Consider the following 20,040-nt stretch of genomic DNA (forward strand, 5'->3'; position numbering starts at 1 on the left):
CCGGATTCCGACGATGGCTAAACGACGCGGGCTTGCGCTCGACGGTGTGCTGTTGCTCGACAAACCCGTAGGTTTGTCGAGCAACCACGCGCTGCAACGCGCCAAGCGTGCCATGGACGCGGCGAAAGCCGGCCATACCGGCACCCTCGACCCCTTCGCCACCGGCCTGCTGGTGTGCTGCATGGGCCGGGCAACCAAGATTTCCGGCGCGATGCTTGACGCCGACAAGGCTTATCGCGCTACGCTGCAATTTGGCGAGGAAACCGATTCGGGCGACCTGACCGGCAACGTGGTGGCTACCGCCGCGCCCGGCTTCGTGGTCGAGGAACAGGCGCTGCGCGATGCGCTGTCACGTTTCTCGGGCACGATCGAGCAGATTCCGCCCATGTATTCGGCGCTCAAGCGCGACGGCAAGCCGTTGTACGAATACGCGCGGGCCGGCATCGAGCTGGAACGCCCGCCGCGGCAGATTACGATTTACCGCATCGAGCTGCTGTCCCTGAACGGGACGCAGGCAGAGATCGATGTGGCTTGCAGTAAAGGCACATACATCCGGACGCTGGCCCAGGACATCGGGCGCGCGCTGGGCTGTTACGCCCACCTGGCGGCGCTGCGGCGCACGCACGTCGGGCCATTTTCTCTGGAACGCGCCGTTGCGCTGGATGCCTTGCAGGCGATGCCAGACCCCAAGCAGGCATTGCTTGCACTGAACGAATTGCCGGCGGGCTTGCTGCCCGCCACCACCTTAAAGGACTCGCTATGACTCGCGCCTTGCGCAACGTCGCCATCATCGCCCACGTGGACCACGGTAAAACCACCCTGGTCGACCAGCTGCTGCGCCAATCCGGCACCTTCCGCGAAAACCAGGCGCTGACCGAACGGGTCATGGACTCGAACGACCTGGAAAAAGAACGCGGCATCACGATTCTGGCCAAGAACTGTGCCGTTGAATACGAAGGCACGCACATCAACATCGTCGACACCCCGGGGCACGCGGACTTCGGTGGCGAAGTCGAGCGCGTGCTGTCGATGGTCGACGGCGTGCTGCTGCTGGTCGATGCCGTCGAAGGCCCGATGCCGCAGACCATCTTCGTGACCCGCAAGGCGCTGGCCCTGGGCCTCAAGCCCATCGTGGTGGTCAACAAGGTCGACCGTCCGGGCGCCCGCACCGACTTCGTCATCAACGCCACCTTCGACCTGTTCGACAAGCTGGGCGCGACCGACGAGCAACTGGACTTCCCGGTGGTGTACGCCTCGGGCCTGTCCGGCTACGCCGGCCTGACCCCGGACGTGCGCGAAGGCGACATGCGCCCCCTGTTCGAAGCCATCCTGCAGCACGTGCCGCAGCGCGACGACGATCCCAACGGCCCGCTGCAGATGCAGATCATCTCGCTGGACTACAACAGCTACGTCGGCAAGATCGGCGTGGGCCGCATCAACCGCGGCCGCATGCGTCCCGGCATGGAGGTGGCCTACAAGTTCGGTCCCGAGGGCCAGGGCGGCCGCGGCCGCATCAACCAGGTGCTGAAGTTCCACGGCCTGGAGCGCATCGTGGTGGATGAAGCCGAAGCCGGCGACATCGTGCTGATCAACGGTATCGAAGACCTGGGCATCGGCTGCACCGTGACCGACCCCGTGACGCAGGACGTGCTGCCGATGCTGCGCATCGACGAGCCGACGCTGACCATGAACTTCATGGTCAACACCTCGCCGCTGGCGGGCCGTGAAGGCAAGTTCGTCACCAGCCGCCAACTGCGCGACCGCCTGGACCGCGAGCTGAAGTCGAACGTGGCGCTGCGCGTGCGCGACACCGGCGACGACACCGTGTTCGAAGTGTCGGGCCGCGGCGAACTGCACCTGACCATCCTGCTGGAAACGATGCGCCGCGAAGGCTACGAGCTGGCCGTGTCGCGTCCGCGCGTGGTGTTCAAGGAAGTCGACGGCGTGAAGTGCGAGCCGTTCGAGTCGCTGACCATCGACGTCGAAGACGCCCACCAGGGCGGCGTGATGGAAGAGCTGGGCCGCCGCAAGGGCGATCTGCAGGACATGCAGCCGGACGGCCGTGGCCGCACCCGCCTGGAATACCTGATCCCCGCCCGCGGCTTGATCGGTTTCCAGAACGAGTTCCTGACGCTGACGCGCGGCACCGGCCTGATGAGCCACATCTTCCACGAATACGCGCCCATCAAGGAAGGCTCGATCGGCGAGCGCCGCAACGGCGTGCTGATCAGCCAGGACAACGGCGACGCCGTGGCCTACGCGCTGTGGAAGCTGCAGGATCGCGGCCGCATGTTCGTGAACCCGGGCGATGCGCTGTACGAAGGCATGATCATCGGCATCCACAGCCGTGACAACGACCTGGTCGTGAACCCGATCAAGGGCAAGCAGCTGACCAACGTGCGCGCCTCGGGCACCGACGAAGCCGTGCGCCTGGTGCCGCCGATCCAGATGTCGCTGGAGTACGCCGTGGAATTCATCGACGACGACGAACTGGTGGAAATCACGCCCAAGTCGATCCGTCTGCGCAAGCGCTACCTGCAGGAAAACGAGCGCAAGCGCGCCGCGCGCGAATCCGCCGTGTAAGGCGGGGCGGGGTTCAGGCCCCGCGCGCCTGGCAATCGGAAAGCCGCACACCCTTCGGGGTGCGCGGCTTTTTTTCATTCGGGGCCGCGGGCTTGCCTGCGGCGCTGTTCAAGCGGTCGACGGCGTACACGCTGCCGACCAGGCGGCGCAGCGGCGGCCGCCCGTGCGCCGGCACGCGGCGTCAGGCGTGCTGGTGCCGGTATTCCTGCGTCTTGCCGCCATAGCCATAGGCCGCCGCGCGCGCGTCGATCACGTGCACGTAGGAGCATTCGTGCAGCTCGCCAAGGATCTCGCCGAAGGCTGCGTAGATTTCCTGGATGAAGCGGGCTTTCTCGGCCTTGGTGTTGGTCTCGTCGGTGACGCTGATGTCCAGGTGGAAGGCGTTCCTGCCCAGTTCCGACAGCGGGCGCGCGCCGATGAACCATTGGTCGTGGGGGATGTGCTGCAGCGTGACGGCGATGACGGGCAGCTTCTTGCCGAGCACCGACTGGGTCAGGCCGACGACCGAATCGACGAGGCGGCGGTTGCGGGCGGCGTCGGGCTGGCCGGAAACGTGGACGACGATGTGGGGCATGACAGGCTCCTTGGGTGAGGGGAATGGAGCCAGTGTAGGGACGGCATTGACATCGGAAAAGCGGGAATTTACGATTCCTTCCATCGTTTAAGCCGTTGGATAAGCCATGTCCGGATTCGATCTCGACCAGTTGCGAACGTTGGTGGCCGTGCTGGATGCGGGCAGCCTGACGGCGGCCGCGCCCAAGGTGTTTCTGTCGCAGTCATCCGTCAGCGAGCAGATGCGCAAGCTGGAGGAGCGGGCTGGCCAGCCGCTACTGATACGCGGCAAGTCTGGCGTGGTTGCCACCCCCGCCGGCGAACGCCTGCTGGCGCATGCGCGCGCCATCCTGGCGCTCAGCGACGAAGCCTACCGCGACCTGCGCGGCGTGGCGCTGCGTGGAGAGTTGCGGCTGTGCATCACCGACTACTTCCGGCCTGGCGACGTGGCGCGTCTGCTGCGTCGCCTGAACGAGCAGTATCCCCAGGTGCGCATGCACGTCACCATCATGAAAAGCGGCGCGATCGAGGCCGCTTACGAACGCGGCGAAGTCGATGTCGGCATCTCGATGGTGATCCTGGAGCGCGGCGCGTCGAAAGGGCGGGCGTTGGGACCCTTGCTGCGGCGTGAGTCGCTGCTGTGGATGGGGGCCGAGGGCGCGCCGGCGCCGCCGGAGCCGTTGCCGTTGCTGGCGCTGCCCGAGACCTGCGCGTTGCGCCAGTACGCCGAGCGGTTGCTGGCGCGGCGCGCCGTGCCCTACGCGGTGGCGCACGTGGCCTCGGGCGTCGCGGGGTTGCAACTGGCGATCGGTGCGGGGCTGGGCGTGGCCTGCCTGAACGAGTCGGCGCTGGCGCCAGGCATCGGCCGCCTGCAGGCGCCCGGCCTGCCGCCATTGCCCGACGTCGAATTCCGACTGTTGCCGGCGCGGCCGGGCGAAGGTGCCTTTATCGGCCAGGCGCGCGAGGCGATCGAGCGGGCGCTGCGGTGAGCCAGTCTGGAGGCGGCGGTCAGGAGGCTGTTTGTTGCGGGGCGCGCATCAGCCAGTGCAGAAAGTCGCGGCCCGGACCCGCCAGTCCGACGATGGCGCCGATGGGCTGGAAGGCGCCCGGTGATTCGATCCGCACGCGCTGAAAGTGGCCATGTTGCAGATACCAGCCGGCCAGCGTCAGCGGCACCATGGCCAGCGCCTGCTGTGCCTGCATGACGGCGATCAGCAGTGGCATGGGCGGCGCGGCGCTGGCCAGGCGGCATAGCCGCGGGACTACGTCGGCGCGTTCAAAGAAAGCGGTGAAGACGGCGTGGATCGCCAGTTCCGGGCGGGGCTGGATCCAGAGCTGGGTGGCGACCTGCGCCAATGTCGGCGCGGTGTCGCTGGCGAGCAATGGATGGCCGGGCGTGGCGACGATGACGGCGTCATCCCGTTGCAGCGGCACGAAGTCCAGGCCGGTCGGCACCGCCTCCGGGCGCCGGCACAGCAGCATGTCCAGATTGCCCGCAGCCGCCAGCGGCAGCAACTGTTCGCGGCTGCCTTCCTGCAAGTCCACCTGCAGGCCCGGATGGGCGCGCATGTAGGCGGGCAGGTGTTGCGCCAGCAGCCCGCTGCTCGCTGCCGGGATGGCGCCCAAGCGCAGGCTGCCGGAGGCTCCGCCGCGCAGGGCCGCGACCGAGTCGGTCGAGGCGCGCAGCGAGGTGAGCATGCCGCGTGCGCAATCGGCCATCAATTGACCGCAGCGGGTGGCGCGCATGCCGCGCGCATGACGTTCGAACAGCTCCACGCCCAGCAGGGATTCGATGTCCGCCAGGGCATGGGTGGCGGCCGGCTGGCTCATGCCGATCTGAGCGGCGGCCTGCTGCAGGCTGCCCAGTTCCGCAACCCCGGCCAGCAGTTGCAGGTGGCGCAGGCGTCCCTTGGCCAGCAGCCGGGCAAGCAGGGTGGCGGGGGCGACGTCCATGGGTGTGGAATTCCGGATCTTGATATTCAAGATTCGAATATATGGGTCCGTTAATGTATTTGAAATAAGGATATGCCCTGGCCAGAATGACGTGACGCCGGCTACCGGTTTCCACGCAAGGATTCGCCGTTCCATGAAGTCCCGTCTGTTGCATGCTTTCGTCTGCGCCGCACTGGTCGGCGTTTCGTTCCTGGCGCACGCGCAGGGCGTCTATCCCTCGCAGCCGGTGCGCCTGATCGTGCCGTTCGCTCCCGGCGGTTCCACCGATGTCCTGGCGCGGGCGGTGGCCGATGGCCTGCGCAAGGAACTGGGCCAGAGCGTGGTGGTGGAGAACCGCGCCGGCGCCGGCGGCCTGATCGGCACCGAGGCGGTGGCGCGGGCCGAGCCCGATGGCTATACGCTGGGCATGGCCACCGTCAGCACCATGGCGGTCAATCCGCTGTTGTACGGTACGGCGCGCGTCGATCCGGCAAAGCAACTGACGGCGGTGGGTTCGGTGGCCAACGTGCCGGTGGTGTGGATGGTGAACCCGGCCTTTCCTGCGACGGATTTCGCACAGTTCCTGGCCGAATTGCGGGGACATCCCGGCAAGTATTCCTTCGGTTCGCCCGGCGTGGGATCGCTCGGTCACCTGAACCTGGCGGCCATGAATGCGGACCTTCAGGTCGAGGTGTTGCACGTGCCCTACCGGGGCATGGGCCCCGCATTGACGGCCGCCGTGGGCGGCGAGGTGCAGGTGCAGCAGGACCAGTACGCCTCGGCCCAGTCCTTGATCAAGGCCGGCAAGCTGCGTCCGATCGCGGTGGCCGCCCCCGCGCGATTGCCGGGCCTGCCGCAACTGCCGACGCTGGCCGAATTGGGCTACCCGCAATTGAATGCGCTGGGCCAGACCTGGTTCGGCCTGGTGGCGCCGGCGGGCACGCCCGACGCAGTGGTGCGGCGTCTCAATGACGCGGTGCGCCGGGCGCTGGCCGAGCCGGCGCTGGTGCAGCGGCTGGCCACCCTCGGCGCCGAGCCTGATACCGGCACGCCGCAGGAATTCACCCAGCGCATCGCGCAGACGCTGGCCGCCAATCGCAAAATCATTGAAACTGCCGCCATCAAGCTCGACGAATGACGTTTTGCCGCCGCCGGCGACGTACCGTGGCCGGCGCCCCCAGATCCTGTAGACCGCCACTGGAGACACGATGGGAGCCATCGATATTCTTGCCCCGTTCATCGACGCGCGCAGCGACCGCTACGCCGAGTTGAGCGACCGCATCTGGAGCCTGGCCGAATTGCGCTACGACGAGCACAAATCGGCCGAACTGCACATCGCCATGCTGGAAGAGGCCGGCTTTCGCGTTACCCGCGACGCGGCCGGCATTCCGACGGCGTTCGTCGCCGAGGCGGGCGCCGGCGGCCCGGTGATCGGCATCCTGGGCGAGTACGACGCCCTGTCGGGCCTGAGCCAGGAGAGCGGCGCCTATGCCTGCCAGCCGTCGCCGGAAACGCCCAATGGCAACGGCCACGGCTGCGGCCACCACCTGCTGGGCACGGCGGCGCATTTCGCCGCGGTGGCGGTCAAGGAATTCCTCGAGCGCAATGGCCTGCCGGGCCGTATCCGTTTCTATGGCTGCCCGGCCGAGGAGGGCGGGTCGGGCAAGACCTTCATGGCGCGCGCCGGGCTGTTCGACGACCTGGACGCGGCGCTGACCTGGCATCCGGCCTCGCACACCGGCATCTTCCACCAGTCGTCGCTGGCCAATATCCAGGCCTATTTCCGCTTTCGGGGCGTGGCGGCTCACGCGGCCAATTCGCCGCACCTGGGCCGCAGCGCGCTGGACGCGGTGGAGCTGATGAACGTGGGCGTGAACTACCTGCGCGAGCACATGGTGCCGGACGCGCGGGTGCACTACGCGGTGACCAACAGCGGCGGCATCTCGCCCAACGTGGTTCAGGCCCGCGCCGAGGTGCTGTACCTGGTGCGCGCGCCGATCAATTCGCAGGCCGCCGAGCTGTACGAACGGGTCAAGAACGTGGCCCGCGGCGCGGCGCTGATGACCGGTTGCGAACTGGAGATCGTGTTCGACAAGGCCTGCTCCAACTACATTCCCAACGGCGTGCTGAACCAGGTCATGTACGCCAACATGCAGGCGCTGCAAGGCCCGGCCTACACAGAAGGCGAACAGCAGGCTGCGCGCCGCATGTGGGACGCGATTTCGGCCGACGACATCGACAACGCCGGCAAGAACCTGGGCGCGGTGCTGCGCAATCCGACGCCGCTGTTCAGCGGCGTCGCGCCTTACGAACCCGGCAAGCATGAAATCAGCTATGGATCGACCGACGTCGGCGACGTCAGTTGGGTGACGCCCACGGCACAGTGCTGGGGCGCCTGCTATGCCTACGGCACGCCATTCCATTCCTGGCAGATGGTGGCACAGGGCAAGTTGTCGCTGGCGCACAAGGGCATGGTGCATGCGGCCAAGATCATCGCGGCCACGGCGGCGGATCTCTATCGGCAGCCCGGGACGCTGGCGCGCGCCAAGGAAGAGCTGTTGGAAATGCGCCGCGGCCAGCCGTATGTCTGCCCGATTCCGGCGGACGTGCTGCCGTCGTTCATGCGCAAGTAGGGGCGCTCGGGCGGCCGCGATTCGCGGCCGCCCGGCATTGCCGGGTGCGTCTTTCCCGGCCAGCGGCCGTCAGGCCGGCAGCGAGGGCGCGTATTGCGCTTCCGTGCTGACCTTCTGGTGGAACTCGACCACCTTGCGCACGACCTTGCGCGGATCGTCCTCGATGATGAAAAGATCCAGGTCATGCGCGCCGATCATGCCGTTGCCGAGCACCTGGCCCCCCAGCCATTCGACCAGGCCCGACCAGTATTCGCTGCCCACCAGCACGATGGGCGCGGGCGGGACTTTGCCGGTCTGGATCAGTGTCAACGCTTCGAAGAGCTCGTCCAGGGTGCCGAAGCCGCCCGGCATCGCCACGTAGGCGAAGCTGTGCATGAAAAAGGTGGCTTTGCGTGAAAAAAAGTACTCAAACGATAGACTGATGGTTTGATATTCGTTGTTGTGCGCTTCGTGCGGCAGGCTGATGTTCAGCCCGATGCTGGTGCCGCCGGTTTCGAACGCGCCCTTGTTGGCGGCTTCCATGATGCCGGGGCCGCCGCCCGCGATGATCGCAAATCCCGCCTCGGCCAGGGCGGCCGAGATTGCCACGGTGGTTTCGTAGTGGGGGGAGTTGCGGCTGACGCGCGCACTGCCAAAGACACTGACCGCCGGCCCGATGTTCGCGAGCTTTTCGGCCGCCGTCCGTATCTCTGACATAATCAGCGGAATTTGTTTTTCGGCGGGCGTCGCCGCAATTGTTGCCGCAGTTGTTGCCATATCTGCCTTTGTAACCATGAAAAAAACCTTATTGCTGGTCGACGGTTCAAGCTACTTGTACCGCGCTTTTCACGCTATGCCTGATTTGCGCAATGCGCAAGGCGAACCTACGGGTGCGCTGTACGGCGTGGTCAATATGTTGCGCAAGCTTGTATCCGACTATAAGGCAGAGTATGCCGCATGTATTTTCGATGCGCGTGGCAAGACCTTCCGGGACGATCTGTATCCGGAATACAAGTCGCACCGCCCGCCCATGCCGGAAGATCTGGCCGCCCAGATCGAGCCCATCCATCGCGCCGTGCGCGCGCTGGGCTGGCCGGTGCTGGCGATCGAGGGCGTCGAGGCCGATGATGTGATCGGCACGCTGGCCTGCCGCGCCGCCGAGCGCGGCGTGCACACGGTGGTGTCCACCGGCGACAAGGACCTGGCGCAGTTGGTCAACAGCCATGTCACGCTGGTCAACACCATGAGCGGCGAGGTGCTGGACGAGGCTGGCGTGGTCAACAAGTTCGGCGTGGCGCCGGACCGCATCGTCGACTACCTGATGCTGGTGGGCGATACCGTCGACAACGTGCCGGGCGTGACCAAGGTCGGCCCCAAGACGGCCGCCAAGTGGATCTCCGAATTCGGTTCGATCGACAAACTGGTCGAGGGCGCCGAGGGCATCAAGGGCGTGGCCGGCAGCAACCTGCGCGAAGCCATTCCCAATTTCCCGCTGACGCGCCAGCTGTTGACGGTCAAGTGCGATTGCGACCTGACCGGGTACGTCGACAGCGTCGACGACCTGACGCCGCGCGATCGCGACGACGCCACCCTGACAGAACTCTACGAACGCTACGGTTTCCGTACCTGGCTGCGTGACCTGACCGGCGACGCCGAGCGCGTGCCGACGGGCGACGCCCGCGTGGCGGCCGAAGTGCCAGCCGCGCCGACGGAACTGGATTACCGCATCATTGACGACTGGGCTGCGTTCGATGCCTGGATGGAATTGGTGGACAAGGCGCCCCTGGTGGCGCTGGATACCGAGACCACTTCGCTGGACGAGATGCAGGCCAAATTGGTCGGCCTGTCGATGGCGGTGGCGCCGGGCGTGGCCTGCTACATTCCGGTGGCGCATCGCGGCCCCGACGGCGCGACGCAATTGCCCAAGGCCGAGGTGCTGGAACGCCTGCGTCCGTGGCTGCAGAATGCCTCGCGCGCCAAGCTGCTGCATCACGCCAAGTACGACACGCATGTGTTCGCCAACGAAGGCGTCCGCCTGGCCGGCATTGCCGAAGACACCATGCTGCAGGCCTATGTGCTGGAGTCGCATCGCGGCGTCGGCCTGAACGACCTGGCGCAGCGCTACCTGGGCCGCAGCGGTGTCTCGTACGAGGACCTGTGCGGCAAGGGCGCCAAGCAGATCGGCTTTGATGAAGTGGCGGTGGACAAGGCCGGCCACTACGCCGCCGAAGACGCCGATTTCACCTTGCAATTGCATCAGGTGCTGCGTCCGCAGGTGGCGGCCGACGCCGGACTGGAACGCATCTACCTGCTGGAAATGCAGGTGTCCGCGGTGCTGACCACGATCGAGCGCAATGGCGTCAAGGTCGATGCCGCCGAACTGGGCCGCCAGAGCCACAAGCTGGGCCAGGAAATGCTGCAGCTCGAGCAGAAAGCCTACGAACTGGCCGGCCAGCCCTTCAATCTGAATTCGCCCAAGCAATTGGGCGAGATCCTGTTCGGCCGCATGCAACTGCCGGTGGTGCGCAAGACCGCCGGCGGCGCGCCGTCGACCGACGAGGAAGTGCTGAGCAAGCTGGCGCAGGACTATCCGCTGCCGCAGGTGCTGCTGGAGTACCGCGGACTGTCCAAGCTCAAGTCCACCTACACGGACAAGCTGCCGCGCATGATCAACCCCGACACCGGCCGCGTGCACACGCATTATTCGCAGGCCGCGGTGATCACCGGCCGGCTGGCTTCGTCCGATCCCAACCTGCAGAACATCCCGGTGCGCACCGAGGCCGGACGTCGCGTGCGCGAGGCCTTCATTGCCGAGCAGGGCATGCTGCTGTCAGCCGACTATTCGCAGATCGAGCTGCGCATCATGGCGCACGTGTCGGATGACGCCAACCTGCAGCGCGCCTTCGCGGCCGGCGAGGACATCCATCGTGCCACGGCGTCGGAAGTGTTCGGCGTGGCGCTGGCGGACGTGTCGTCCGAGCAGCGGCGCGCGGCCAAGGCGATCAACTTCGGCCTGATCTACGGCATGGGTGTGTTTGGCCTGGCGTCCAACCTGGGTATCACGCGCGACGCGGCGCAGGCCTATATCGACCGCTATTTCGCCCGCTATCCCGGCGTGGCGATGTACATGGAGAACACGCGCCGCGTGGCGCGCGAGCAGGGCTACGTCGAGACCGTGTTCGGGCGCCGCCTGCAACTGCCGGAGATCCGCGGCGCCTCGGGCCCGCGTCGGCAGGGCGCCGAGCGCGCGGCGATCAACGCGCCGATGCAGGGCACCGCGGCCGACCTGATCAAGATGGCCATGGTGGCGGTGCAGGACTGGCTCGAGGCCGAAAAGCTGCGGACGCGCATGATCATGCAGGTGCACGATGAACTGGTGCTGGAAGCGCCCGACTCGGAACTGGAGCTGGTCAAGGAAGCCCTGCCGCGGCTGATGTGCAACGTGGCCGAGCTGCGCGTGCCGCTGGTGGCCGAGGTGGGCGTAGGGAAGAACTGGGAACAGGCGCACTGACCCCCGGGACGAGCGGCGCGCTCGGGAAGCGCCGCTCGTCCCGGAGTCCCTCGTATCGGGCCGTTCGGGGCGCGCAGCGATCCGGCGGCCCATTTCCGCTTTTGTAGCTGCAACAATATAATGTTGCGCTTCCCCTGACCATATACGTCCCCCAAATGCTGCTGCTCTGGGTCCTGCTTGCCACCGTCACCGGTGGCCTCATCGCCGTCCTTGTCGCCAGTTGGCTGGCCTACAAGGTGTTCGCCCATTACCTGCATCACATGGTCAGTCTGTCGGTGGGGGTGCTGCTGTCGGTGGCGTTGCTGCACCTGTTGCCGGAAGCCTTTGAAAGCGGGGTGGCCGATGCCCATGTGCTGTTCGGGCTGATGCTGGCGTCGCTGATCGGTTTTTTCGTGCTGGAGAAAATCGCGCTGCTGCGCCACAGCCATCACCACGAGGGCGACGGGCATCACCATCATCATGGTCATGACCAGCACGAGGCGGGACGCGGAGGCGTGCTGATCCTGATCGGCAGCTCGCTGCATAACCTGTGCGACGGTGTGCTGGTGGCGGCGGCCTTCCTGACCGATCCGTTGCTGGGCGTGCTGACGGCGGCCTCGATCATCGTGCACGAAGTGCCGCACAAGCTGGGCGACTTCGTCGTGCTGCTCAATGCCGGCCTGGCGCGGCGCCGCGCTTTTGCGCTGATCCTGTTCACCAGCTTGTGTTCAGCCTTGGGCGGCATAATAGGTTACTTCGTGCTGCAGCAGGCCCAGGATTGGGTGCCGTACGTATTGGTGGTTGCCGCCAGCAGCTTCCTCTACATCTCGGTGGCCGACCTGATGCCGCAGATGCACGAACGGGTATCCCTGGCCGATGCGGTGCCGCAACTGCTGCTGGTGGGCGTGGGTGTCGTGCTGATCTACAGCGTGACGACCCTGATGCATCACGGGCATGAGCACGAGGCGGGCGCCGGCGCGGCACGCGCGGAGCACGTCCACACACATTGAGGCGTGGCGGTCGCGATACCCGGCTTTGCTTCCGATCCTGGCCGGTCCTGTCGCGCTCGCCCCGATGGCGAACCGCGGCGCGCCGGCTCCGCGTTGATCCCTACACAGGAGTTCGCCATGAGTTTTTCCGCCGCCGCCGGCAACGTCGCCCCCACCGTGATCCACACGGACGCCCAGGGGCTGGTTCACGGGGATTTCCAGTTGCCCGTGGCCGATGGATCCATCAGCGCCTATTACGCCGCCCCCGAGGGCAAGCGCGACCTGCCCGTGGTGCTGGTGGTGCAGGAGATCTTCGGGGTGCACGAGCACATCAAGGATATCTGCCGCCGCGTGGCCAAGGCCGGTTACCTGGCCGTGGCCGCAAACCTGTACGAGCGCCAGGGCGATGCATCGACCTATACCGACATTCCCAAGCTGATCGCCGAGATCGTCAGCAAGGTGCCCGACGAACAGGTGTTCGCCGACCTGGACGCCAGCGTGGCGTGGGCCGCGCAGCATGGTGGTGACCCGAAGCGGGTGGCGGTGACGGGGTTCTGCTGGGGCGGGCGCCTGACGTGGATGTACGCGGCGCACAATCCGAACGTGAAGGTGGGCGTGGCCTGGTACGGCAAGCTGAGCACGGGGCATGGTCCGTTGATCAAGCGCTATGCGTTCGATGTGGTGAACGACCTGCATGCGCCGGTGCTGGGGTTGTATGGGGCCAAGGATGCCAGCATTCCAGTGTCGGATATCGAGATCATGAAGACGAAGCTGGCGGCGGGCAATGAGAATGCCCGGCGGTCGGAGTTCGTGGTGTATCCGCAGGCGGATCATGCATTCATGGCGGATTACCGGGCGAATTATCAGGCGGAGGCGGCCAGGGATGGGTGGGGGAGGATGCTTGAGTGGTTCAAGCGGTACCTTTGAGGGGGGATTGTGCTCTTGGCGTCATGAGAAGCCGCTGCGCGTTTGCGTGGCGGTTTTTTTTGGGGCGTTGTTGCTTTCGTAGGCCGCCCGGCGCGGGTGGCGCATGGGTGGGCGCGCCTGCGATTGCGGTCCGGAGCCTTCGCTCCGGACTTCCCCGTGCTCAACCTCGTCCGCCTTCGGCTCCCTACGGTTTCCGCCGGGCGCATCTGACGGCGCGCCCACCCATGCGCCACCCGCGCCGGGCTACCGGTTTCGAGGCATGGGGCGCTGCTGGACCGCGGCGGCATGCGAGAGGTTTGCGGGGCCCGCCAGGATCGGCTGCGCGGGCAGCCGATCCTGGCATACGCGGTGTGGGGCGTCGGGGCTTGGCTCGCTACGCGCGGGCGGAGGTGCGTGTGCTCGGTGGCTGCGTGTCGTGAAGAGAGACTTGTTGCCCTACCACATAGCGTTGATGAACGATGCGAGCGCGATCACATGTGGGCATGCTGCCGCCTTGTGACACAAGTGCCTCAAGCCGGGGTCGCCCCTTCGCTGGCAGCCATTGTGGGGCGTCGAAGGCGGGGCAGCCCCCTCGGGGGGGCAGCAAGCGCGCGAGGCGTGCGCGGCGTGGGGGCCGCCCCGCCGCCCGGCCGCCCGAAGGCGGGGCAGCCCCCTCGGGGGGCAGCAAGCGCGCGAGGCGTGCGCGGCGTGGGGGCCGCCCCGCCGCCCGGCCGCCCGAAGGCGGGGCAGCCCCCTCGGGGGGCAGCAAGCGCGAAGCGCGCCGCGTGGGGGCCCTAATTCCCCGCTTCGCGCAGCCGGCTGGGGAGGAGTTCGCCGTGGCGGGCCAGGAGGGGATAGGCGGCGGCGCCGACCAGGTGGGAGTTGATGCCCTTCATGTCGCGCAGGATGTCGAGATAGAGGGCGCCGACTTCGGCGGCGTCGACCTGACCGCCCTTGATTTTCTGCAGGTGGGCGTCGGCCGCCTGCGTTTCGATGGTGCGGAAACGCGACTTTTCACCGGCCAGGGCGCGGGCCTGGCGCAGGTCGTCGTTGACGAAGAGGGCGGCGGCCTGGCGTTGGTTGGCGATCAGTTCGCCCAGCGTGTCGTCGAGGCTGGCGCGTTGTTCGGGAGAGAAGGTCCAGCCCTGCTTGCGCAGCTTGGCGATGTGGCTGAGCAGGCCATGGTGGGCGATGTCGCCTGCGTGGCCGATGTTGCTGATGAAGGCGAGGATGTCGTCCATGCGCTGCACGTCGTCGCGCGTCATGTTTTCCTGGTCCAGCGTGGCCAGGTAAGTGGTGATGGCGCTTTCGAGCTTGTCCAGGGCGGCGTCCAGTTGGCGCGCCTGCACCATGCGGTGGCGGTTGTCGCGCTTGAAGCCGGCGCGGGCGTACAGCAGCAGCGTCTGCAGCATATCGGCCATGCGCAGCGCTTCGCGGGCGGCGTTGCCAAGGGCGACTGCCGGCACGTCGTGGGCCCATTCGTCCAGGTATTGGGGGCGGGACGGGTCGTTGGGGTCGGTGCGTTTGGGCAGCCAGCGGGTAAGCAGGGCGGCGTAGGGGGCCAGCAGCGGCAGGAACGCCAGCGCGATGACGGCGTTGAAGAGCGTGTGGAAGTTGGCGACCGCGCGGGCCGGGTCGCTGGACATATCGCTCATCAGCGGTTGCAGCCAAGGCAGCAGCACCAGTCCGGCCAGCACGCCCAGGATGCGGGTCAGCAGGTTGCCCAGCGGCAGGCGGCGGGCCGCGGGGTCGTCGCCGGTGACGCCCTCGATCATGGGGTTGATGGCGGTGCCCAGATTGGCGCCCAGCACCAGCGCGAAGGCGACGTGCGGCGCCACCATGTGGTGGCTGGCCAGCGACATGACCAGCACCACAACGGCGACGCTGGAGTGGGCGGCCCAGGTGAAGGCGGCCGACAGTAGCACTGCGGCGACCGGCTGGGTCGCCAGGGCGTCCAGGATCATGCCCAGCATGGGGGCGGTTTGGAACGGCTCGAACAGTTCGACGAGCTGGTGCAGCGACAGCAGCAGCAGGCCCAGGCCGATGAAGACCCGCCCCAGGTCGCGGGTGCGGCCCGGCGGATAGCGGCGGAACATCCAGACGCCTGCCAGGATCAGGATGGGCGCCAGCGAGGTCAGGTCGAACGACAGCAACTGCACGATGAGGGTGGTGCCGACGTTGGCGCCCAGCATGGCGGCCAGGGCCGGCACCAGCCCGACCACGCCGCCAGCGGCGAAGCCGGTGATCATGAGGCCGGTGGCGGTGCTGCTTTGCAGGGCGGCGGTGATGCCGAGGCCAGCGGCGAAGGCTCGCAGGCGGGAGCCAAGGGCGCGGCCCAGCGCGGCGCCCAGGGCGGCGCCGAAGGCGCGCTGCACGCCCGTCTGGACCATGTGCACGCCCCAGAGCAGCAGGGCGACGTAGCCGGCGAAGTCAAGCAGGGTGATGAGTCCGGACATCCTGGGGCAGTTCCATTCTTTTTATGACAAGAAATAATTCTGTAATGATCGCATGCCGGGGCGGGCGGGGAAACCCGTGCCGTGAATACAGCATACGCCCCGCGGGGCTTTGCTGCGCAGGGCCGGACCTTGCGCGTATCATTGCCGGATCATTCTTGGATGCAGGGGATTTCCGGTGGCCGTTTCCGTCTTCGATCTGTTCAAAATAGGCATAGGTCCGTCGAGTTCCCATACCGTCGGCCCCATGCGGGCCGCTTTGTTGTTCGCCCAAGGGCTGGAGCGCGACGGCCTGCTGCCGCGGGTGGCGAACGTGCGCGCCGAACTCTATGGCTCGCTGGGCGCCACCGGCAAGGGCCACGGCACCGACAAGGGCGTGTTGCTGGGCTTGATGGGCGAGGCGCCCGATACGGTCGACCCGGCCGCCATCGCCGGCATGATCGCGTCGGTGCGGGCCAGCCGCCAGCTGCCGCTGCTGGGCCACTATCCGGTGCCGTTCGTGGAAAAGGAACACATGATGTTCTACCGCCGCGAGGCCATGGCCGAGCACCCGAACGGCATGAAATTCCACGCCTTCGACGCTGAAGGGCAGTCGCTGCGCGAGGCCCGCTACCTGTCGGTGGGGGGCGGCTTCGTGGTGACGGCGGGCGCCTCCAACAGCCAGGTCATCGCCGCGCACGACCAGTTGCCGTACCCGTTCCGCACCGGCCGCGAACTGCTGACCATGTGCCGCGAAAGCGGCCTGAGCGTGGCGCAGCTCATGATGAAGAACGAGCTGACCTGGCGCGAGGCCGGCGAGGTCGCGGGCGGGCTGGACCGCATCTGGCAGGTGATGCAGGACTGCGTGTCGCGCGGCTGTGGCATCAATTACCCCGAAGCCGATGGCGAACTGCCGGGTCCGCTGCGGGTGCGCCGCCGCGCCCCGGAGCTGTACCGCAACCTGACCCAGCGCGCCGAGCGCACGCTGTCCGATCCGCTGTCGGTGATGGACTGGGTCAACCTGTACGCCATGGCGGTGAACGAGGAAAACGCCGCGGGCGGGCGGGTGGTGACGGCGCCGACCAACGGGGCCGCGGGCATCATCCCGGCGGTGCTGCACTACTACGACCGTTTTGTCCCCGGTTCCAACCGCGAGGGCGTGCGCGACTTCCTGCTGACCGCGGCGGCGGTGGGCCTGCTGTACAAGTACAACGCCTCGCTGTCCGGCGCCGAAGTCGGCTGCCAGGGCGAGGTCGGCGTGGCCTGTTCGATGGCGGCCGGCGGCCTGGCCGCGGCGCTGGGCGGCTCGGTCGAGCAGGTCGAGAACGCGGCCGAGATCGGCATGGAGCACAACCTGGGCCTGACCTGCGACCCGGTCGGCGGGCTGGTGCAGATTCCCTGTATCGAACGCAACGCGATGGCCTCGATCAAGGCGGTCAACGCGGCCCGCATGGCGCTGCGCGGCGACGGCCAGCACTACGTGTCGCTGGATTCGGTCATCAAGACCATGCGCGAGACCGGCGCCGACATGAAGACCAAGTACAAGGAAACGGCGCGTGGCGGCCTGGCGGTGAACATCGTCGAGTGCTGAGGCGGGTCCGCCCCCAACAAAAAGCCCCTTGATCGCTCAAGGGGCTTTTTTCATTGCCGAGCCGCTTCACGATGAGAGCGCCCCGGGGGGACGCAAGCCGAAGGCGCGGCGTGGAGGCTTTTCCCAGGCCTGTGCCCGGATCAGATCACGCGGGCGTTCTGCAGCGCGGCGATGCGGGCCGGGATCGGCGGGTGCGAGGCGAACATGGCCGCCAGGCCGCCCTTGCCGGTGATGCCGGAAGCTTCGAACGACTTGGGCAGCTCGCCCGGCTCCAGGCCGCCCAGGCGGGCCAGGGCGCGGATCATGGGTTCGCGGGCGCCCATCAGGTGGGCCGAGCCGGCGTCGGCGCGGTATTCGCGCTGGCGCGAGAACCAGGCCACGATGATCGAGGCCAGGATGCCGAAAATGATCTCACAGACGATCACGGTGACCATGTAGCCCGGGCCGAGGCCGCGTTCGTTCTTGAACACCACGCGGTCGATGAAGTAGCCGACCACGCGCGCCAGGAACACCACGAAGGTGTTGACCACGCCCTGGATCAGGGTCAGCGTGACCATGTCGCCGTTGGCGATGTGCGCCACTTCGTGGGCCAGCACCGCGGCCACTTCCTCTTCGCTCATGCTTTCGAGCAGGCCGGTGGACACCGCCACCAGCGAGTCGTTCTTGAAGGCGCCGGTGGCGAACGCATTGGGCGCGCCGTCGTAGATGGCGACTTCCGGGCGGCCGATGCCGGCGCGATCGGCGAGCTGGTGGACGGTGTCCAGCAGCCAGGCCTCGCGCTGGCTGCGCGGCGCGTTCGGATCCAGCACCTGGGCGCCGGTGCTCCATTTGGCCATGGGCTTGCTGATCAGCAGCGAGATGATGGCGCCGGTGAAGCCGACCACGACCGAGAAGATCAACAGCGCCTGCAGGTTCAGGCCGTTGGCGGTCAGGTAGCGGTCTACGCCCAGGATGCGTAGCGTGGCCGACAGCACGAGCATGACGGCCAGGTTGGTAATGACGAAAAGGATGATGCGTTTCATGCTTTTTTTGTTCCTCAGCGAGCGGGACTTGTGCGGGATTGGACTGTGCCGCGGCGCAGCAGTTCCCCGACTGCCGGCGCCGCCCCGGTGACGGAGAGTATAGTATCGCTTTCCCCTATTTCCCCCTCACTTTCACCTGAGCGCTGACCCCCAAATGCAGGCACTTTGGATGTTGCTGGCGTCCGCCATGTTCGCCATCATGGGGTCGTTCGTGAAGCTGGGCACCGAGCACGGCGCGACGCTGCCGCAAGTGGTGCTGTTCCGCGGCCTGCCGTCGGTGGTGCTGCTGCTGATCTGGGCGCGCGCCGGGCGCCAGTCGATCGTGCCCACCAGTTGGAAACTGCACCTGTGGCGCAACCTGTCCGGCGTCACTTCGATGTGGCTCGGTTTCTTCGCCATTTCCCATCTGCCGCTGGCGACCGCCACCAGCCTGAACTACACGGCGCCGCTGTTCATCGCCTGCTGGATGCTGGGATGGGGCGGGGCGCAGCGCGACCCGGTGCGGATCGCGGCCGTGGCCCTGGGTTTCCTGGGCGTGATCGCCGTGCTGCGTCCCAGCATCAACGAAGACCAGTGGCTGGCGGCCCTGCTGGGCCTGGGGGCCGGCGCCATGTCGGCGATCGCCATGATGCAGATCCGCCAGCTAGGCCGTATCGGCGAGCCGGAATGGCGCACGGTGCTGTTCTTTTCGGTGGCGGTGTGCGCGTCCAGTTTCGCCGGCCTGGGCTTCGAGGGCTGGGGCCATGCGGACTGGACCGGCTACAGCTCGCTGCTAGGCGTGGGCGTGACCGGCCTGTTCGGCCAGTTGGCCATGACGCGGGCGTTCGGCCTGGGCTCGGCGCTGCTGACCGCGGCCCTGCAATACAGCACGATCATCTTCGCGGCCCTGCTCGGCATGGGTTTCTGGGGCGATACCCTGGACGGCCTGGCCTGGGCCGGGATGGGCCTGATCATTTCGGCGGGCCTGCTGTCGGTCTGGCGCACCATGCGTGACCCCAAGCCGACCTGATCCCGCCAACCCGACCCTATCAGAGGAGAATTTCCGATGACGATGACCCTGATTTCCGCGGCCGACCTGGCCACGCACCTGGGCGCGGCGGACGTGCGCGTGTTCGACGTGCGCCACGACCTGACCAATCACGCGGCCGGTCGTGAGGCCTATGCCGCCGGCCATATTCCCGGCGCCCGGTACCTCGACCACGAAACCGAGCTGGCGGCCCCCCGGACCGGCAGGAATGGCCGCCATCCGCTGCCCGACCGCGGCCAGTTCGGCGCCTTGATGGCGGCGCACGGCGTCACGCCCGAGACCCTGGTGGTGGCCTATGACGCCAGCGGCGGCATGTACGCCGCGCACCTGTGGTGGATGCTGCGCTGGCTGGGTCACGACCGGGTCGCCGTGCTCGACGGCGGCTGGCAGGCCTGGCAGGCGGCCGGGCTGCCCACCTCCACCGAGGCGGCCGCGCCGGTGCAGGCGGGCGCGCCGGTGACGCCGGCGGCGCCGCTCGTGGGCAGCGTGGATGCGCAGGCGGTGCTGGACAACATCGCCCGGCCCGCGTTCACCGTGATCGACGCGCGCGCCGCCAACCGCTATCGCGGCGAGGTCGAGCCGATGGATCCGGTGGCCGGCCACATTCCCGGCGCGCTGAATCGTCCGAACGGCCAGAACCTGCAGGCCGACGGCCGGTTCAAGGACGCGGCGCAATTGCGCGAGGAATTCACCGCCCTGCTGGACGGCCGCGACCCCGCGGCCATCGTGCACCAGTGCGGCTCGGGCATCACCGCGTGCCACAACCTGCTGTCGATGGAAATCGCCGGCCTGGCCGGCTCGCGGCTTTATCCGGGCTCGTGGAGCGAGTGGTGCAGCGATCCGTCCCGGCCGGTGGCCAAGGGCGAGTGAGCGCGCCGGCCGGCCCGGCCGCAAGCCGGGCCTG

Annotated in this window: 16 protein-coding genes; 11 read left to right on the forward strand and 5 right to left on the reverse strand. The window is 67.3% G+C overall.

What is annotated here, in order from left to right:
- The first annotated feature begins 13 nt into the window (after nt 1–13).
- Both truB and typA read left to right on the forward strand, forming a co-directional pair.
- Nucleotides 14–763: a tRNA pseudouridine(55) synthase TruB gene (gene truB, locus AAID08_RS07645; protein ID WP_006388334.1), complete on the forward strand. Its 750-nt coding sequence runs from the start codon at nt 14–16 to the stop codon at nt 761–763.
- On the forward strand, nt 760–2,583 hold the full coding sequence (typA, locus tag AAID08_RS07650) for a translational GTPase TypA (RefSeq protein ID WP_006388335.1): 1,824 nt from the start codon (nt 760–762) through the stop codon (nt 2,581–2,583). Before truB ends, typA begins: the two co-directional genes overlap by 4 nt.
- 181 nt (nt 2,584–2,764) lie before the next feature.
- On the opposite strand, the gene AAID08_RS07655 is transcribed toward typA, so the two are convergent.
- Entirely contained in the window at nt 2,765–3,157 is a 393-nt protein-coding gene (locus tag AAID08_RS07655) for a 4-oxalocrotonate tautomerase (RefSeq protein WP_054501413.1), read from the reverse strand.
- Nucleotides 3,158–3,263: 106 nt separating this feature from the next.
- Here AAID08_RS07655 and AAID08_RS07660 point away from each other — a divergent pair, with 106 nt between their 5' ends.
- On the forward strand, nt 3,264–4,124 hold the full coding sequence (locus AAID08_RS07660; RefSeq protein WP_395757498.1) for a LysR family transcriptional regulator: 861 nt from the start codon (nt 3,264–3,266) through the stop codon (nt 4,122–4,124).
- Nucleotides 4,125–4,143: 19 nt separating this feature from the next.
- On the opposite strand, the gene AAID08_RS07665 is transcribed toward AAID08_RS07660, so the two are convergent.
- Nucleotides 4,144–5,088, reverse strand: a complete 945-nt coding sequence (locus AAID08_RS07665; protein ID WP_395757499.1) for a LysR family transcriptional regulator — start codon at nt 5,086–5,088, stop codon at nt 4,144–4,146.
- Nucleotides 5,089–5,221: 133 nt separating this feature from the next.
- Here AAID08_RS07665 and AAID08_RS07670 point away from each other — a divergent pair, with 133 nt between their 5' ends.
- Both AAID08_RS07670 and AAID08_RS07675 read left to right on the forward strand, forming a co-directional pair.
- Entirely contained in the window at nt 5,222–6,205 is a 984-nt protein-coding gene (locus AAID08_RS07670; protein WP_054501410.1) for a tripartite tricarboxylate transporter substrate binding protein, read from the forward strand.
- Nucleotides 6,206–6,275: 70 nt separating this feature from the next.
- A complete protein-coding gene (locus tag AAID08_RS07675) occupies nt 6,276–7,700 on the forward strand; it encodes a M20 family metallopeptidase (RefSeq protein ID WP_054501409.1) in 1,425 nt (474 codons plus the stop codon).
- A 69-nt stretch (nt 7,701–7,769) separates the two neighbouring features.
- Here AAID08_RS07675 and AAID08_RS07680 read toward each other — a convergent pair whose 3' ends face one another.
- Entirely contained in the window at nt 7,770–8,396 is a 627-nt protein-coding gene (locus AAID08_RS07680; protein WP_395757806.1) for a TIGR00730 family Rossman fold protein, read from the reverse strand.
- Nucleotides 8,397–8,472: 76 nt separating this feature from the next.
- On the opposite strand from AAID08_RS07680, the gene polA reads away from it, so the two are divergent.
- The 3 genes from polA (at nt 8,473) to AAID08_RS07695 (ending at nt 13,085) form a co-directional block, all read left to right on the forward strand.
- Nucleotides 8,473–11,190, forward strand: a complete 2,718-nt coding sequence (polA, locus tag AAID08_RS07685; RefSeq protein ID WP_395757500.1) for a DNA polymerase I — start codon at nt 8,473–8,475, stop codon at nt 11,188–11,190.
- 155 nt (nt 11,191–11,345) lie between these two features.
- Nucleotides 11,346–12,179, forward strand: a complete 834-nt coding sequence (locus tag AAID08_RS07690; protein WP_054501406.1) for a ZIP family metal transporter — start codon at nt 11,346–11,348, stop codon at nt 12,177–12,179.
- Nucleotides 12,180–12,296: 117 nt separating this feature from the next.
- Nucleotides 12,297–13,085 (forward strand): dienelactone hydrolase family protein, encoded by a 789-nt coding sequence (locus AAID08_RS07695; protein ID WP_054501405.1) that lies wholly within the window; start codon nt 12,297–12,299, stop codon nt 13,083–13,085.
- A gap of 773 nt (nt 13,086–13,858) precedes the next feature.
- On the opposite strand, the gene AAID08_RS07700 is transcribed toward AAID08_RS07695, so the two are convergent.
- The gene (locus AAID08_RS07700; RefSeq protein WP_395757501.1) at nt 13,859–15,520 is read right to left on the reverse strand and encodes a Na/Pi cotransporter family protein; all 1,662 of its coding nucleotides are present in this window, start codon (nt 15,518–15,520) and stop codon (nt 13,859–13,861) included.
- A gap of 175 nt (nt 15,521–15,695) precedes the next feature.
- Between AAID08_RS07700 and AAID08_RS07705 the strand changes: the two genes are divergently transcribed.
- Nucleotides 15,696–17,087, forward strand: a complete 1,392-nt coding sequence (locus AAID08_RS07705; protein ID WP_054501403.1) for an L-serine ammonia-lyase — start codon at nt 15,696–15,698, stop codon at nt 17,085–17,087.
- Between the two features lie 140 nt (nt 17,088–17,227).
- On the opposite strand, the gene htpX is transcribed toward AAID08_RS07705, so the two are convergent.
- Nucleotides 17,228–18,109 (reverse strand): protease HtpX, encoded by an 882-nt coding sequence (gene htpX, locus AAID08_RS07710; RefSeq protein WP_054419788.1) that lies wholly within the window; start codon nt 18,107–18,109, stop codon nt 17,228–17,230.
- Between the two features lie 154 nt (nt 18,110–18,263).
- Between htpX and AAID08_RS07715 the strand changes: the two genes are divergently transcribed.
- Both AAID08_RS07715 and AAID08_RS07720 read left to right on the forward strand, forming a co-directional pair.
- Nucleotides 18,264–19,118 (forward strand): DMT family transporter, encoded by an 855-nt coding sequence (locus AAID08_RS07715; protein WP_054501402.1) that lies wholly within the window; start codon nt 18,264–18,266, stop codon nt 19,116–19,118.
- A 36-nt stretch (nt 19,119–19,154) separates the two neighbouring features.
- Entirely contained in the window at nt 19,155–20,006 is an 852-nt protein-coding gene (locus AAID08_RS07720; protein ID WP_054501401.1) for a sulfurtransferase, read from the forward strand.
- Nucleotides 20,007–20,040: the final 34 nt, after the last annotated feature.

The sequence above is a fragment of the Achromobacter sp. EB05 genome, from assembly GCF_044232075.1.
Taxonomy (GTDB): domain Bacteria; phylum Pseudomonadota; class Gammaproteobacteria; order Burkholderiales; family Burkholderiaceae_B; genus Achromobacter; species Achromobacter dolens.